This is a genomic window from Mesorhizobium sp. M1E.F.Ca.ET.045.02.1.1 (assembly GCF_003952485.1).
Classification (GTDB): domain Bacteria; phylum Pseudomonadota; class Alphaproteobacteria; order Rhizobiales; family Rhizobiaceae; genus Mesorhizobium.
In genome coordinates, this window is sequence record NZ_CP034447.1 from 1,089,606 (window position 1) to 1,105,291 (window position 15,686).

The window sequence follows — 15,686 nt, forward strand, 5'->3', positions numbered from 1 at the left end:
CCAGTGGGCGTCAGCGCTTGCCTTCGGGACAAGGCTTCGCCTTGCCCGTACTTGCTCTGCGGGACAAGGCTTCGCCTTGCCCGTACCTGCCCTGCGGGACAAGGCTTCGCCTTGCCCGTACCTGCCCTGCGGGACAAGGCTTCGCCTTGCCCGTACCTGCCCTGCGGGACAAGGCTTCGCCTTGCCCGTACATGCCCTGCGGGACAAGGCTTCGCCTTGCCCGTACATGACAAGGCTTTGCACCAGCTATAAGGTCCAGCCATGACCGATGCCGCCCTGACCGACGAAGAGCTCGAACGCTATGCCCGCCACATCGTGCTGCCGGAAATCGGCGGCCCCGGCCAGCAGAAGCTGAAGCGGGCGCGGGTGCTGGTGATCGGCGCCGGCGGGCTGGGGGCGCCTGTGCTTGAATATCTTGCCGCGGCCGGCGTCGGCACGCTCGGCATCGTCGATGACGACGATGTCTCACTGTCCAACCTGCAGCGGCAGGTGATCCATGGCAGCGACACGATCGGCATGGCGAAGACCGACAGTGCAAGGGAAGCGATCATGCGCATCAATCCCAACGTCAAAGTCGAGTTGCATCGCCTCAGGCTGACGGCGGAAAACGCCCCTGCCCTCGTCGCCCGCTACGATGTCGTCGTCGACGGTTCCGACAATTTCGAGACACGCTATGCGCTGGCCGATGCGTGCGCGCTGGAAAGCAAGCCTCTGGTCACCGCCGCCGTCGGCCGCTTCGACGGCTCGGTGACGGTGCTGAAACCGTACGAGACCGGCGCCGACGGCAAGCGCAATCCAGGTTACCGCGACCTTTTCCCGGAAGCCCCGCCCGAAGGGCTGGTGCCGTCCTGCGCCGTTGCCGGCATCGTCGGCGCGCTGACCGGCGTCGTCGGCACGCTGGAGGCGATGGAAGCGATCAAGCTGATTGCCGGCATCGGCGAGCCGCTGGTCGGCCGGCTGCTGCTTTATGACGGGCTCACCGCCCGCTTCGACACCGTCCGCTACAAGGCGGTCTGAGCCCATGGACCAGTTGGCCGCTCCCCTTGTCGCCAAGCTTCCGCCAGACTTCGCGGAGTGGGACGAATTGCTGGCGCTGATCCGGCGCGCCTTCGCCTATATGGACGGCGTCATCGACCCGCCATCCTCGGCGCATCGGCTGACGCCGGAAAGCCTCAGGCGCAAGGCGGAGCAGGAGACGGGTTTCCTGGCCGTGGAAAACGGCCGGATCGTCGGCTGCATCTTCGCGCTGGAGAGGGAGAAGGATTTCTATGTCGGCAAGCTTGCCGTCGAGCCCGGCCTGCAGGGGCGGGGGATAGGCGGGCGGCTGATGCAGGCTGTCGAGGATCTTGCCCGCCGGCGCGGCAAGCAGACCATCGAGCTGCAGACGCGCATCGAACTGACTGAGAATCATGCGGCCTTCGCCCGGCTCGGCTTTCGCGAGACCGGGCGCACGGCGCATGAGGGCTATGACCGGCCGACTTCGATTACCATGCGCAAGGTGCTGTCTTGAGCCTCGCGCTCAGCCCTGAAGAACAGGCAATTGTCGCCGGCAAGGACGGCGCCGCCATGGCGATGCGCATCGTCGCCGAGAGCGCGCGGCTGCTGGGGGCGCCGCGGCTGATCCCGATCGCCTCGGCGCATATAGACGGCGCGCTCTATCACGGCGATTCCGGCACGCTGTTCGCCGAGCGGCTGGTCGAAGGCGGCGCCAGGGTCGCGGTGCGCTCGACGCTCAATGTCGGGGCGCTCGACCTGATGGGCTGCTCGCGTATCCGGCTGGAAGAGCCGCAGCGCGGCATGGCGCGGCGGATGATGGAGGCCTATCGCAGGCTCGGCTGCGAGCAGAGCTGGACCTGCGCGCCCTATCAGGCCGGGCACAGGCCAATGCTTGGCAGCGACGTCGCCTGGGGTGAGTCCAATGCCGTGGTGTTCTGCAACTCCGTGCTGGGCGCCCGCACGAACCGCTATGGCGACTTCCTCGACATTGCCTGTGCCATCACCGGCCGGGCGCCGGACTATGGCCTGCATCGCCCGGAGAACAGGCGGGCAAGGCTGGTATTCGACGTCTCTGGCCTCTCGGCGACCTTTCTCGCTTCCGAGATCGCCTGGCCGGTGCTGGGCAGCCTCTATGGCCGTGAAGTGGGCAATGCCATAGCCGTCGTCACCGGCGTAACCAATCATCCCGGCGAAGATGCGCTGAAGGCGTTCGGCGCTGCCGCGGCATCATCCGGCGCCGTCGGCCTGTTCCACATTGCCGGGGTCACGCCCGAGGCTCCGGATTTGGAAACCGTTCTGGCCGGGCCGGAACCGGAGGCGACGATCCGCGTCACGCCGCAGATGGTGGCGAAGGCGCGCGACGGCCTGTCGACGGCGGCTGCGCCAAAAGCCATCGACGCGGTCGCGATCGGCAGCCCGCATCTGTCGCATGCCGAGTTCGACATGCTGGAGCGGCTGATCGCCGAAAGGCGGCTCGCCGTGCCGATCTACGCCTGCACCGGCCGTCACGTGCTTGCCTCGCTGGAGCAGGACGGCCGGCGGCAGCGGCTCGAAACAAGCGGAGTCGTCATCGTCGCCGACACCTGCGTGGTGGTGACGCCGATCATGCCGGAGCTCAGCAACGGCGTGCTGATGACCAATTCGGGGAAGTTCGCGCATTACGCCCCCGGCAACACCGGCTATGCGGTGCTCTATGCCTCGCTCGCCGACTGCGTCGAAAGCGCGATCGTCGGCAAGCCGCGCTTCACGGATATCGCCGCATGAGCGCCGCCACCGAAATCCTGGTGCCGGGCAAGGCCGGCGAAGGCGAAGCCCTGGTGCTGACGGCGCCGATCAGCTTCTGGGGCGGCGTCGACCCGAAGACCGGCTGCATCGCCGATGTCCGCCACCCGCAGCATGGCGAGACGGTTTCCGGCCGCGTGCTGTTCCTGCCGGGCACCATCGGCTCGTCGTCGGCTTCGGCGGTGCTGATGGAGCTGGTCCACAACGGCCGCGCGCCGGCGGCGCTGGTGCTGCATGAGCCAGACGCCATCCTTTTGCTCGGACTGATCGTCGCCCGGGAGATGGGCTGGGAAACGCCCATGGCGGTGCGGCTTGGGCACGGCGCGTTCGACGCCTATCGCGGCAGCATCGTCAAAGTCGCCGGAGACGGCGCCCTCATCGTCGCCGCCTGAATTTCAGGTCCTGAGCGGCAGAACGCGATCCGGCGGACGGTGGCCGTCGAAAAAGGCGCGAATGTTGATGATCACCTTCTCGCCCATGTCGATGCGGCCCTCGAGCGTGGCCGAGCCCATATGCGGCAGGAGAACGACCTTGCCCTTGTGGGCGAGCCGCAACAGCTTGCTGTTCAGCGCCGGCTCATGCTCGTAGACGTCGAGGCCGGCGCCGGCGATCTTGCCGTCCTGGATCAGCTTGACCAGCGATTCCTCGTCGATGATGTCGCCGCGCGCGGTGTTGACGATGTAGGCGGTCGGCTGCATCAGCGCCAGGCGCCGGGCGGACAGCAGATGGAAGGTCGCCGGCGTCGACGGGCAGTTGACCGAGATGATGTCCATGCGGGCGAGCATCTGATCGAGGCTTTCCCAGTAGGTCGCTTCCAATTCGTCCTCGACCGCCGGCAGCACGCGATGGCGGTTGTGGTAGTGGATCGACAGGCCGAACGCCTTGGCGCGCCTGGCGACCGCCGTGCCGATGCGGCCCATGCCGACGATGCCGAGCCGCTTGCCCCAGATGCGACGGCCGAGCATCCAGGTCGGCGACCAGCCGGCCCATTTCTTCTCGCCGGTGAGCACATTGGCGCCTTCGGCCAGCCGCCGCGGCACTGCCAGCATCAGCGCCATGGTCATGTCGGCGGTGTCTTCGGTGAGCACATTCGGCGTGTTGGTGACGGTGATGCCTTTCTTGGCAGCCGCCGCGACATCGATCTTGTCGACGCCGTTGCCGAAATTGGCGATCAGCTTCAGGTTCTCGCCGGCCTGGGCGATCAGCGCGGCATCGATGTGGTCGGTGATGGTCGGGACCAGCACGTCGGCTTCCTTGACCGCCGCGACCAGCTCCGGCTGGGTCATCGGCCGGTCCTCGACATTGAGCCGCGCGTCGAACAGCTCGCGCATGCGGGTTTCGACCGGATCGGGCAGCTTGCGCGTGATGACGACGAGGGGCCGTTTTTTGCCTGCCATTTTATCCCCGAAGCTTCCTCGAAACCGATCTCGTTGAGACCTCTTTAACCAAGACCGGCGAAACTTGTAGCCGATCGCGGCATCAGCCCACTCCTGTAACAAGCGGTGCCGCCGAAGACAAAGAAAAAGGGGCGCTCATCCCTACGGAACGGCGCCGAAAGGAACAAGGTGTCTGGTTTCGCGTCGCTTCGCCTGGCTTTCAGCGCAGCCGTCCTCGGCGCTTTGCTTTGTGCTCCGCAGGCGTCCGCGCAGGGCGCGGCCACGCCGGCACAGACAGTGACCTTGGGGCCGAGCGGCTTGCCACTGCCGCGTTTCGTCAGCCTGAAATCGGGCCGCGTCAACTCGCGCGTCGGCCCAGGCGCCAATTATTCGGTCGACTGGATGTACATGAAGGCCGGGCTGCCGATGGAAATCATCCAGGAATTCGACACCTGGCGTCGTGTGCGGGACGCGGACGGCTCCGAGGGCTGGATCAACCAGTCACTGCTTTCGGGCCGTCGCACGGCGATCGTCGCTCCGTGGCAGCGCAGCAAGGGCGGCCGAATCAATCTGCTCGATGACCCCGACAAGGATGCCGGCGTCGTCGCCATCCTCGAGCCGGGCGTCATGGGCTCGATCAAGAAGTGCGACGGTCAGTGGTGCGAGATGACCTTCGACGGCCATACTGGCTGGATCGCCCAGTCGCAGGTCTGGGGCGCCTATCCGGGCGAGAAGGTCAAGAACTGAGCTTGCCCCGGTCGCGCCCGATGCGGCCGAGATGCGTATCCTGAAAACCGGTGGATAGCTTCAAACCGTAGCCAAGGGCGCGGTCGATGGCGATATGCACGATCCAGACGAGCGCCACCGCCGTCGTGACCGGACCGCCAAACAGGACGCCGGCGAGCGCAAGGACGAGCGGGGCAATCAGGATGTGCAGGGCATTATAGGCAATCGCACCGATCTGCGGCCCGGCGAGATAGCCCAGCATCGACAGGTCCGGCACCAGGATGAGCAGCGCAAACAGCCACCACGAGACACCGGTCATTTTGTAGAAGACGATTGCGGCCGCGGCGGCGGCGACCCATTCCAGCCGGATCGTCAGATCGAGGGACCGCATCGCGCGGATCAATCGCGGCGCTTGGGGCGCAGCCTCACGACGATGTCGACATTGGCTATCTCCATGCCTTCCGGAGGCTCCGGCAGGTTGGAGACGCTCACCGGACCGCTGGCGATGTCGAAGATCCGGTTCTCGCCCTCGACATAGAAATGATGGTGATCGGACGTGTTGGTGTCGAAATAGGTCTTGGACCCTTCGACGGCGAGGATGCGCAGCAGCCCGGCCTCGGTGAACTGGTGCAGCGCATTGTAGACGGTCGCTAGCGAAACCGGCACGCCGGCGGCGATCGCCTCTTCATGCAGTTCCTCGGCCGAGAGATGACGGTCGCCCTTGGCGAAAAGCAGATCGGCCAGCGCGATACGCTGACGCGTCGGCCTCAGGCCGGCTTCGCGAACCCGCTTGTCCACAGCGACATTTTCCTTCCGGCAGTCCGAATCCATCTATCCCGTCGAAGCCCGTGGCCCAGCCCCATAGACAGGTCCAGAATGGCAAAAAGACGTCATCGCCAAAAACTGGACACCTCCCGACATATATTCTGTCGTCCAAATGCGATCAATAGCGCGCATTGACCCAGGCAGGCGCACGGGTTAAGCGCAAACGCCGGTTTCCGGCCACAAACAGAGTGTGTTAGGAAACCAACGACCGAGGGCGCCCTGCCGCCCGGAACGAAAACGGGGACGGAGTCAATGGCGGGTCAAAAGTCCAGTTACGATTACGAAGAACTGCTTGCCTGCGCCCGCGGCGAGCTGTTCGGACCGGGAAACGCCCAGCTGCCCTACCCGCCGATGCTGATGTTCGACCGCATCACCGAGATCAGCGAGACCGGCGGCGCCTTCGACAAGGGTTTCATCCGCGCCGAATTCGACATCAAGCCGGATCTTTGGTTTTTCGCCTGCCATTTCATCGGCAATCCGATCATGCCGGGCTGCCTGGGCCTCGACGCCATGTGGCAATTGACCGGCTTCTATCTCGGCTGGCTCGGCGAGCCGGGCAAGGGCATGGCGCTGTCGACCGGCGAAGTGAAGTTCAAAGGCATGGTGACGCCGTCGGTCAAGAAGGTCGAATACGGCGTCGACTTCAAGCGCGTGATGCGCGGCCGCCTCGTGCTCGGCATCGCCGATGGCTGGCTCAAGGCGGATGGCGAACCCATATACGCGGCAACGGATCTGAAGGTCGGCCTGTCCAAGCAGTCGGCCGCCTGATCGCTTTTCGCCACGAGGCCTCGCGTGTCCGGCGGATGCGCGAAGCCGCCGCGGCAGTTTATTTTGCGTATGATCGAAGGCGAAAACCGACTAGGTTTTCGCCAAGTGCGCCGGAAGGAGTTGTGAATGAGACGGGTCGTAGTGACAGGCCTCGGCATTGTGTCGTCGATCGGCAACAACGCCAATGAGGTGCAGGCCTCGCTTTACGATGCCAAGTCCGGCATCAGCTTTTCCAATTCCTTCGCTGAGCACGGCTTCCGATGCCAGGTATGGGGTGCGCCGACACTCGACCCGTCGCCGATGATCGACCGCCGCGCCATGCGTTTCCTGAGCCAAGGTGCGGCCTGGAACCATGTCGCCATGGATCAGGCCATCGCGGACGCCGGGCTCGGCGAAAGCGACATCACCAATGACCGCACAGGCATCGTCATGGGCTCCGGCGGACCGTCGACCAGGACCATCGTCGAGGCCGCCGAAACGACACTCAAGAACGGCAGCCCGAAGCGCATCGGTCCATTCGCGGTGCCGAAGGCGATGTCGTCGACCGCTTCGGCCACTTTGGCCACCTGGTTCAAGATCCACGGCGTCAACTATTCGATCTCGTCGGCCTGCTCGACCTCGGCGCACTGCATCGGCAATGCCTATGAGCTGATCCAGTGGGGCAAGCAGGACATGATGTTCGCCGGCGGCCACGAGGATCTCGACTGGACGATGTCGGACCTGTTCGACGCCATGGGCGCCATGTCGTCGAAATTCAATGACAAAGCATCGACTGCTTCCCGTGCGTATGACGTCAACCGCGACGGCTTCGTCATCGCCGGCGGCGCGGGCGTTCTGGTGCTGGAGGAGCTGGAGCACGCCAAGGCGCGCGGCGCCAAGATCTATGCCGAGATCGTTGGCTACGGCGCGACCTCCGACGGCTACGACATGGTTGCTCCTTCGGGAGAAGGCGCTGTGCGCTGCATGCGGCAGGCGCTTGCCACGGTGTCTTCTCCGGTCGACTACATCAACACGCACGGCACCTCGACGCCGGTCGGCGATTCCAAGGAAATGGGCGCCATCCGCGAAGTATTCGGCGACAAGATGCCGTTCATCACCTCGACCAAGTCCCTCACCGGCCATTCGCTGGGTGCTGCCGGCGTCCAGGAATCGATCTATTCGATCCTGATGATGCAGGGCGGCTTCATTGGCGAGAGCGCCCATATCGAGGAGCTCGATCCGGAGTTCGAGGGCATGCCGATCGTGCGCAAGCGCATCGACAACGCCAGGATCGACACCGTTTTGTCCAATTCCTTCGGTTTCGGTGGCACCAACGCAACGCTGATTTTCCAGCGCTATTCCGCATAAGGATTGCCTTTTATGGACGGGCTGATGAAGGGCAAGCGCGGGCTTGTCATGGGGGTCGCCAACGATCATTCGATCGCCTGGGGCATCGCCAAAAAACTGTCCGAGCACGGGGCGGAGCTTGCCTTCACCTACCAGGGCGACGCATTCGGACGGCGGGTCAAGCCGCTTGCCGAGAGGCTCGGCGCTTCGCTCGTCGTGCCTTGCGACGTCGAGGACAGCGCCTCGGTCACCGCGACCTTCGAGACGCTCGGCGAGGCCTGGGGCGGGCTGGATTTCGTCGTCCATGCCATCGGCTTTTCCGATAAGAACGAGCTCAAGGGCCTCTACGCCGACACCAGCCGCGACAACTTCGTGCGCACCATGGTGATCTCCTGCTATTCCTTCACCGAGGTTGCACGCAATGCCGCCGCGCTGATGACGAACGGCGGCTCGATGATCACGCTGACCTATGCCGGGTCGGTTCGGGTCATGCCGAACTACAATGTGATGGGCGTCGCCAAGGCCGGGCTCGAGGCAAGCGTGCGCTATCTCGCCAATGACTACGGCCCACGCGGCATCCGGGTGAACGGCATCTCGGCGGGGCCGGTGCGGACGCTCGCCGGCTCCGGCGTTTCCGACGCCCGCCACATGTTCTCCTATCAGCAACGCAATTCGCCGCTGCGGCGCACAGTGACCATCGACGAGGTCGGCGGGTCGGCGCTGTACCTGCTCTCAGATCTGTCCTCGGGGGTTACAGGCGAGATCCACTATGTCGATTCCGGCTACCACATCGTCTCCATGCCGGCGCTCGAGGAACTGAAGCAGACCGATGGCGGCCGCGAATAGTTCGCTATTGAAAACAGTCCTTTCCAGTAAAATTGCGCGCATTGGCGGAAACTCATTTTAAGGAGATATCCGCTAGAAGGTCCTGCAATCTGGGGGCCTTGCATGACCGCAGTCAGCAATCCGAGGCGGACGCCGCTGTTCCGGCTGATCACCGTGGCCAGCTCGGGCATGGGCAGTTTTATCCTCGGACTCTGGGGGCTGCGGTTCGGATTCGGCGATGGTCTGGCCGGCATGCCGGCGGAGACGATGGCGGGCGTCATCGCCGCGCTCTGCGCCCTTTCCGCCGGCGGTGCCGCGCTCTCCTTCTTCGCGGGCATCGATGAATCGGCCGATTATGTCTTCAAGGAAACGCATTTCGACAAGCTGACCGGCCTGCTGTCGCGCCCGGCCATGGTCGGCAGGATCGCCGCGGCCGCGTCGGACACGATCCGAACCGGCGAGCCGGTCTACCTGATCGATATCGACATCGACCGCTTCAAGCAGATCAACGATGCCATCGGTTACAGCCTTGGCGATGAACTGATCCGAGCCTTCACCAAGAGATTGAGGGACAACATGCCCGAGGGCGCGGTGATCGGGCGCATCGGCGCCGGCGAATTCGCCGTGCTGCTGCCTGACCGCGAGATCCGGGGATCGCTTGAGCGATCCCTCGACAAGCTCATCAACCAGATGACGGAGCCCTACCAGCTCCAGACGCACCTGCAGTCCGTCAGCATGTCCATGGGCATCGTGGCAATGCCGAAGGACGGCGTCGATCCGGTGCTCATCCTCCGTCGCTCGAACCTGGCGCTGCAGAATGCGCGCGCAAGCGGCATCGGCAACTGGTCGGTCTTCCATGCCGATATGGGGCGGGTGGCGGACTATCGGCAATGGATCGAATCCGAGCTGAAAACCGCCTTCGACCGCGGCGACTTCAATCTCCATTACCAGCCGCAATTCGACCTGCCGAGCGGCCGCGTCGTCGGCTACGAAGCGCTGATCCGCTGGAAGCACCCGGAACGCGGCATGATCCCGCCGATGGAGTTCATCCCGATCGCCGAGGAAACCGGCATGATCAATCCGATCGGCGAATGGGTGTTGCGCAAGGCCTGCAGCGACGCCCAGTATCTGCCGGAAGATTGCTTCGTCGCCGTCAACATCTCGCCGGTCCAGTTCATGACCAAGGACTTCGTCGGTATCGTGCGCGAAACGATGGCATCGACCGGCATCAAGCCGTCGCGGCTGGAGCTCGAAGTCACCGAGACGGCGATGATGCAGGATCGCGACCGTGCGGCCGTCATCCTGCAGCAGCTCGCCGACATGGGCATCTCGGTCGCCGTCGACGATTTCGGCACCGGCTATTCGAACCTGAGCTACCTGATCGATTTCTCGTTCGGGAAGCTGAAGATCGATCGTTCCTTCGTCAGTCGCATCGACACCGACGCCAGCTCCGGCGCGGTGGTCTCGACAATCGTCGGTCTGTCGCGGGCATTGGGCGTCGGTATCATTGCCGAAGGCGTCGAAACCGAGAACCAGGCGACGCTGCTGAGGGCAGCGGGCTGCGAGGTGGTGCAGGGCTATCTGTTCGGCCGGCCGGCGCCGCTCAAGATCGAACTTGGACAGGCGCGCGCCGCCTACGGCACTCGCGAGCCCGCACGCCTCGTCAGCCTGCAATAATCCCCGGTTCAGATCGTCGATATTCAGTTGCGGACGGAAAACCGCTGCGCTGCTTTTACCGTCGCGCCGAAAACACCTTGAACATGCCGTCGCGGGCAATCTCGGCATGGCTGGAAAAGGCGGCCGCCAGCACCTGTTCATAGGGCAATTGCCGGTTGGCGACCATGAGCAGACGCCCGCCCGACTTCAGCGCCCTAGATGCAGCATGGATCATGCCGGCGCCGATACCGGGCTCGGCCGCCCGGCCACTGTGAAAGGGCGGGTTCATGACGATGGCGTCATAGCGCCGCTCAACGGTTTCGGTGAGCAGATCGGCCCAGAAGAAACGCGGCTCGACGGCATTGCGGACATTGAGCCTGGCTGCTTCCAGCGCTTCGAAATCTGCTTCGTAGAGGTCGAGGCCGGAAAGGCCCGGCGAGCGTTCCGCGACTTCCGCCGCCAGATAGCCCCAGCCGGCGCAGAAATCGGCGAGATTGCCCGTCAAACCGTCAGGCAGGCGTTCCGCCAGGAGCTTCGAACCGGCGTCGACGCGATCGAACGAAAACATGCCGGGCGCGGTTCGAAAGCGCTCTTCCACGATCAGATCGGGATTGGCGGCCCGAAGCGCCTCGGCCGCCTCCTTTCCGGCCTGGCGGAACCAGAAGGCGACACCGTGATGCTTTGGCAGATGACCTTCGAGCGCCACCAAAATATTGATGCGTTTGCGCAGGCTGTCGATGCCATCGTCCTTGCCGCCGGCAACGACGATCAGCCCGCCTGGCGCGACACGCTCAAGAGCTTCGGCGATGCGCAGCTCGTTCTGGCCGCGATGGCGCCCGGCGAGAACCAGGGCGGCATCGAAGCCGGAGCCTTCCGCCCGCGGCGTGACCGTGCAGCCGGCCGCCTGCAGGGTGCGAAAATGCGGTCGAAAGCCTTGCACGAGATGCAGCGCCGCATCGAACCCGTCAGGCAAACGAAAGCCTGGTTCGGCGCCGAGAAACAGAACGCGGGCGCCTTTTCGCGGCAGAGGGAGGGCCTCGGCCTCGAACGGATAAAACAGCGTTTTCAGCGGCTCCGCGGCCATTCACATAACTCTTTAAACAAAACGGGCGCGACCTTGCGGCGCGCCCGTTTCGATTAACCGGTCAAGCCGATCAGGCGGCGTCTTCCTCGCCTTCCGGCTTCTTCTCGCGCACGATTTCCTTGCCGGTGGCCTGGTCGACGACCTTCATCGACAGGCGAACCTTGCCGCGTTCGTCGAAGCCCATCAGCTTGACCCAAACCTTGTCGCCTTCCTTGACGACGTCGGAGGTCTTGGCGACGCGCTCGTTGGCGAGCTGCGAGATGTGGACGAGGCCGTCGCGCGGGCCGAAGAAGTTGACGAAGGCGCCGAAGTCGGCGGTCTTGACGACCGTGCCTTCGTAGATCTCGCCGACTTCCGGTTCGGCGACGATGGTGTGGATCCACTTCTTCGCCGCCTCGATCTCCTTGGCGTTGGCCGAAGCGATCTTGACCATGCCGTCGTCCTCGATGTTGATCTTGGCGCCGGTCTTCTCGACGATCTCGCGGATCACCTTGCCGCCGGAGCCGATGACGTCGCGGATCTTGTCGGTCGGGATGTGCATGACCTCGATGCGCGGCGCGAACTCGCCGAGCTCGGCGCGGGCGCCGGAGATCGCATGCGCCATCTCGCCGAGGATGTGCAGACGGCCGTCCTTGGCCTGGCCGAGCGCGATCTTCATGATCTCCTCGGTGATGCCGTCGATCTTGATGTCCATCTGCAGCGAGGTGACGCCGTTGGCGGTGCCGGCGACCTTGAAGTCCATGTCGCCGAGGTGGTCCTCGTCACCGAGGATGTCGGAGAGCACCGCGAAACGCTCGCCTTCCTTGATCAGGCCCATGGCGATGCCGGCCACCGGCTTGGCGATCGGCACGCCGGCATCCATCAGCGCCAGCGAGGTGCCGCAGACGGTCGCCATCGAGGACGAGCCGTTGGACTCGGTGATCTCCGAGACGACGCGCAGCGTGTAGGGGAACTGGTCGGCGGAGGGCAGCATCGGGCGGATCGCGCGCCAGGCCAGCTTGCCGTGACCGATCTCGCGGCGGCCCGGCGAGCCCATGCGGCCGGTTTCACCGACCGAATAGGGCGGGAAATTGTAGTGGAGAAGGAACTTCTCCTTGTACATGCCGGTCAGCGAATCGACGAACTGCTCGTCCTCGCCGGTGCCGAGCGTGGCGACAACCAGCGCCTGGGTCTCGCCACGGGTGAACAGCGCCGAACCATGGGTGCGCGGCAGAACGCCGACCTCGGAGACGATCTTGCGGACGGTCTTGAGATCGCGGCCGTCGATGCGCGACCCGGTATCGAGGATGTTCCAGCGCACCACCTTGGCCTGGAGCTCCTTGAACACCGTGCCGATCTGCTCGGAAGAGTACTTGGCCTCCTCGCCCTCAGCCGGTGCGAACGCTGCCTTGACCTTCGCCTTGACGGCGTCGACGGCGGCGTAGCGCGACTGCTTGTCGGTGATCTTGTAGGCCTCGCGCAGCTCGTCGCCGACGATCTTCAGCATCTCGCCTTCGAGCGCGGAATAGTCGGGCGCGGTGAAGTCGCGCGGGTCCTTGGCGGCGACCTCGGCCAGCTTGATGATCGCCTCGATCACCGGCTGGAAGCTCTTGTGGCCGAACACGACGGCGCCGAGCATCAGGTCCTCGCTGAGCTCCTTGGCCTCGGATTCGACCATCAGCACGGCGTCGGCGGTGCCGGCGACGACGAGGTCGAGCTTGGATTCCTGCATTTCGTCGATATGCGGGTTGAGCACATATTCGCCGTTGATGTAGCCGACGCGGGCGCCGCCGATCGGACCCATGAAGGGCACGCCCGACAGCGTCAGAGCCGCCGAGGTGGCGACGATCGACAGGATGTCCGGATCGTTTTCAAGATCGTGCTGGACGACGGTGACGACGATCTGGGTGTCGTTCTTGTAGCCGTCGGCGAAAAGCGGGCGGATCGGGCGGTCGATCAGGCGGGAAACCAGCGTTTCCTTCTCGCTCGGACGGCCCTCGCGCTTGAAATAGCCGCCCGGGATCTTGCCGGCGGCATAGGTCTTTTCCTGGTAGTTGACGGTGAGCGGAAAGAAATCCAGGCCGGGCTTCGGCTCCTTCATCGAAACGACGGTGGCGAGGACCACGGTCTCGCCGTAGGTAGCAAGCACCGCGCCGTCAGCCTGGCGTGCGATCTTGCCCGTCTCCAGGATGAGCGGACGGCCGCCCCACTCGATTTCCACTTTGTGATGATTGAACATATCTTGTCCTTCATATGCGGAAAGGGTCGCGCCGTCTCAACGGTCGCGGATATCCCTTTCCTGGCTTCCTTCGGGCAGCCACGGGCAAGACAACGGGAAGCTCGATAAATCCGGCTCACAGCCGAGCGAGCATCCTGCAATCCTGCCCCATGACCGTCCATGGGCGGTTCCGAATGGCCCTCTGCACTTTCGGAACCGGGTCTGGCCGACCGGTCGGCCGGCCTTGCGCATGACGCCGAAAACCCTTGGTTTTCGGAACGCGCCGTGCGCGAATGCAAATTTCGAGAGCGCATTGCGCTCCATTCCCAGCATCGGCACACCGGATCATCCGATGCCAATGCGCGACCGGCGGGCCCTCCGCAGAGAGCCCGCCGGTCAATTCGTCAGCGACGGAGACCGAGCTTGTCGATCAGCGTCTGATAGCGCGCGTCGTCCTTGCGCTTGAGGTAGTCAAGCAGGCTGCGGCGCTGGGAGACGAGAGCAAGCAGGCCACGGCGGGAATGGTTATCCTTCTTGTGGTCCTTGAAGTGCTCCGTCAGGTTCTTGATGCGCTCGGAAAGGATGGCAACCTGGACTTCCGGGGATCCGGTATCGCCCTTGGCAGTTGCGAATTCGGTCATCAATTCCTTCTTGCGATCGGCAGTAATCGACATCGTGTTTTTCCTTATCTGTTCGAGGAAACGGGACGCCCTCAGCCGGGATGTCGTCCAGCAGGGGCCGGTGCAAGCAACGCGTCAGGGCGCGAAGCTGCGGCGCATATAGTGCAATTCCCGGCAAAACACCAGCCCAATTGTCAAGCCGGCTTGTCGCAGGTCCTGCCGCCAAAACAAAGGTTTGCCCTGGACTACAGCCACTTCTTCCACTTGAAGAAGGCGACAAGCCCAATTGCGACGGCGAGCATGAACAGAAGTGCTGCAGGGTAGCCGTAATAGGCCTTCAGCTCCGGCATGTTCCAGGGCGAGCTTTCCGGTTCGAAATTCATGCCCCAGACGCCGACGAGGAAGGTGAGCGGCATGAAGATCACCGAGACGATCGTCAGATAGGAAATGACGTCATTGGTGCGCGCCTGGGTCAGCGACAGATGCATCTCGATCAGGCCGGTCAGCATGTCGCGCTGGTTCTCGACCAGCTCGATCAGCCGCAGCGAATGATCGAGCGTGTCGTTGAAGAATATCTTGGTCTCGGCCGTCACAAAGGGCACGTCGTTGCGGATCAATGTCGCCAGGGCATCGCGCATCGGCCACAACACGCCTTTCAGCACGTTGGCGTCGCGCCGCAACTCGTGCAACTGCCGCATCTGATGCTTGTGCGGCGTGTTCAGCATCTGGTCCTCGATGCCGTCGACCGTTTCGCTCGCCGCTTCGATCGGCGGGAAATAGCTGTCGACGATGGCATCGATCAGCGCATAGGCCAGATAGTCGGCGCCGCGCGAGCGCAACCGGTTGGGCATGGACGCCACGATACGCTTGCGCACCGGGTCGAACGGATCGCCCTCGCGCTCCTGGAAGGTGACGACGAAATTCCTGCCGAAGAACACCGCTATCTGCTCGTAGCGATGGGCGGTGACATCGTCGATCATGCGCAACGCGACGAAGGCATGATCCTCGAAGAAATCCACCTTCGGCCGCTGGCCGGTGTTGACGACATCCTCCAGCGCCAGCGGGTGCAGGTTGAAGATCCGGCCGATCTCCTCGATCAGCGGGATGTTGGCAAGCCCCGTGCAGTCCAGCCAGACGACTGGCCACCGGTCGCAATGGGTATTGAGCTCGTCGATGCTGGCATTGTCGATGGTCTTGAATTTTTCGGGCGAGATCAACGTCAGCCGAAGCTCGCTGCGCCGCGCCGCCGGATCGGCGATCAGCGTGCCGGGGGAAGCGCCGACCGGCGGCCGGTGGGTTTTCAGCGGCGCCCGCTTCCTGACGGTATCAACCTTTGCCATGAGTTCCTCGGGCGCAAAGTCCAACTGAATTGGTCTTTGCTTCTTAGCAATTCCGGTTGAAAAACCGCTACGCACTTTTCCTGGAATTGCTTTAACGTTTTACGCAACTCCGAACGGAAAACCGCGATACACTTTTCCTGGAATTGCTTTAACGTTTTACGCAAT

The 15,686-nt window shown here is 63.8% G+C and carries 16 protein-coding genes; 9 read left to right on the forward strand and 7 right to left on the reverse strand.

Annotated elements, in window-relative coordinates:
- Positions 1-261: 261 nt before the first annotated feature.
- The 4 genes from EJ070_RS05055 to EJ070_RS05070 are packed head-to-tail and all read left to right on the forward strand — an operon-like array spanning position 262 to position 3,170.
- Positions 262-1,017, forward strand: coding sequence for a molybdopterin-synthase adenylyltransferase MoeB (locus EJ070_RS05055; RefSeq protein WP_126090337.1), 756 nt, complete (start codon positions 262-264; stop codon positions 1,015-1,017).
- Between the two features lie 4 nt (positions 1,018-1,021).
- Positions 1,022-1,510, forward strand: coding sequence for a GNAT family N-acetyltransferase (locus EJ070_RS05060; protein ID WP_126090338.1), 489 nt, complete (start codon positions 1,022-1,024; stop codon positions 1,508-1,510).
- Entirely contained in the window at positions 1,507-2,760 is a 1,254-nt protein-coding gene (locus EJ070_RS05065) for an aconitase X catalytic domain-containing protein (RefSeq protein WP_126090339.1), read from the forward strand. The genes EJ070_RS05060 and EJ070_RS05065 overlap by 4 nt, the downstream gene beginning before the upstream one ends.
- Complete coding sequence (locus tag EJ070_RS05070; protein WP_126090340.1) at positions 2,757-3,170, forward strand: DUF126 domain-containing protein; 414 nt, start codon at positions 2,757-2,759, stop codon at positions 3,168-3,170. Before EJ070_RS05065 ends, EJ070_RS05070 begins: the two co-directional genes overlap by 4 nt.
- A 3-nt stretch (positions 3,171-3,173) precedes the next feature.
- Here the strand turns inward: EJ070_RS05070 and EJ070_RS05075 are convergent, their stop codons facing one another.
- Entirely contained in the window at positions 3,174-4,175 is a 1,002-nt protein-coding gene (locus EJ070_RS05075; RefSeq protein ID WP_126090341.1) for a D-glycerate dehydrogenase, read from the reverse strand.
- A gap of 168 nt (positions 4,176-4,343) precedes the next feature.
- On the opposite strand from EJ070_RS05075, the gene EJ070_RS05080 reads away from it, so the two are divergent.
- Positions 4,344-4,901: an SH3 domain-containing protein gene (locus tag EJ070_RS05080; RefSeq protein ID WP_126090342.1), complete on the forward strand. Its 558-nt coding sequence runs from the start codon at positions 4,344-4,346 to the stop codon at positions 4,899-4,901.
- Here EJ070_RS05080 and EJ070_RS05085 read toward each other — a convergent pair.
- Positions 4,891-5,271 carry a DUF4260 domain-containing protein gene (locus EJ070_RS05085; RefSeq protein ID WP_126090343.1) on the reverse strand — a complete coding sequence of 127 codons (381 nt, stop codon included), beginning with the start codon at positions 5,269-5,271 and terminating at the stop codon, positions 4,891-4,893. The genes EJ070_RS05080 and EJ070_RS05085 overlap by 11 nt on opposite strands.
- 8 nt (positions 5,272-5,279) lie before the next feature.
- Positions 5,280-5,711, reverse strand: a complete 432-nt coding sequence (irrA, locus tag EJ070_RS05090; protein ID WP_126090344.1) for an iron response transcriptional regulator IrrA — start codon at positions 5,709-5,711, stop codon at positions 5,280-5,282.
- A 246-nt stretch (positions 5,712-5,957) separates the two neighbouring features.
- On the opposite strand from irrA, the gene fabA reads away from it, so the two are divergent.
- From fabA to EJ070_RS05110, 4 genes are all read left to right on the forward strand, one after another.
- Positions 5,958-6,473 carry a 3-hydroxyacyl-[acyl-carrier-protein] dehydratase FabA gene (gene fabA / locus EJ070_RS05095; protein WP_027165888.1) on the forward strand — a complete coding sequence of 172 codons (516 nt, stop codon included), beginning with the start codon at positions 5,958-5,960 and terminating at the stop codon, positions 6,471-6,473.
- Between the two features lie 126 nt (positions 6,474-6,599).
- Positions 6,600-7,820: a beta-ketoacyl-ACP synthase I gene (fabB, locus tag EJ070_RS05100; RefSeq protein WP_126090345.1), complete on the forward strand. Its 1,221-nt coding sequence runs from the start codon at positions 6,600-6,602 to the stop codon at positions 7,818-7,820.
- Between the two features lie 12 nt (positions 7,821-7,832).
- A complete protein-coding gene (gene fabI, locus EJ070_RS05105; protein WP_126090346.1) occupies positions 7,833-8,645 on the forward strand; it encodes an enoyl-ACP reductase FabI in 813 nt (270 codons plus the stop codon).
- Between the two features lie 102 nt (positions 8,646-8,747).
- Positions 8,748-10,301 (forward strand): bifunctional diguanylate cyclase/phosphodiesterase, encoded by a 1,554-nt coding sequence (locus EJ070_RS05110; RefSeq protein ID WP_126090347.1) that lies wholly within the window; start codon positions 8,748-8,750, stop codon positions 10,299-10,301.
- Between the two features lie 55 nt (positions 10,302-10,356).
- Here EJ070_RS05110 and EJ070_RS05115 read toward each other — a convergent pair whose 3' ends face one another.
- The 4 genes from EJ070_RS05115 to corA all read right to left on the reverse strand — a co-directional run bounded on the left by EJ070_RS05115 (position 10,357) and on the right by corA (position 15,521).
- Positions 10,357-11,364 (reverse strand): class I SAM-dependent methyltransferase, encoded by a 1,008-nt coding sequence (locus EJ070_RS05115; RefSeq protein ID WP_126090348.1) that lies wholly within the window; start codon positions 11,362-11,364, stop codon positions 10,357-10,359.
- 70 nt (positions 11,365-11,434) lie between these two features.
- Positions 11,435-13,582: a polyribonucleotide nucleotidyltransferase gene (gene pnp, locus EJ070_RS05120; RefSeq protein ID WP_126090349.1), complete on the reverse strand. Its 2,148-nt coding sequence runs from the start codon at positions 13,580-13,582 to the stop codon at positions 11,435-11,437.
- A 383-nt stretch (positions 13,583-13,965) separates the two neighbouring features.
- A complete protein-coding gene (rpsO, locus tag EJ070_RS05125) occupies positions 13,966-14,277 on the reverse strand; it encodes a 30S ribosomal protein S15 (RefSeq protein WP_277816125.1) in 312 nt (103 codons plus the stop codon).
- 149 nt (positions 14,278-14,426) lie between these two features.
- A complete protein-coding gene (gene corA, locus EJ070_RS05130) occupies positions 14,427-15,521 on the reverse strand; it encodes a magnesium/cobalt transporter CorA (protein WP_126090350.1) in 1,095 nt (364 codons plus the stop codon).
- Between the last annotated feature and the right edge of the window lie 165 nt (positions 15,522-15,686).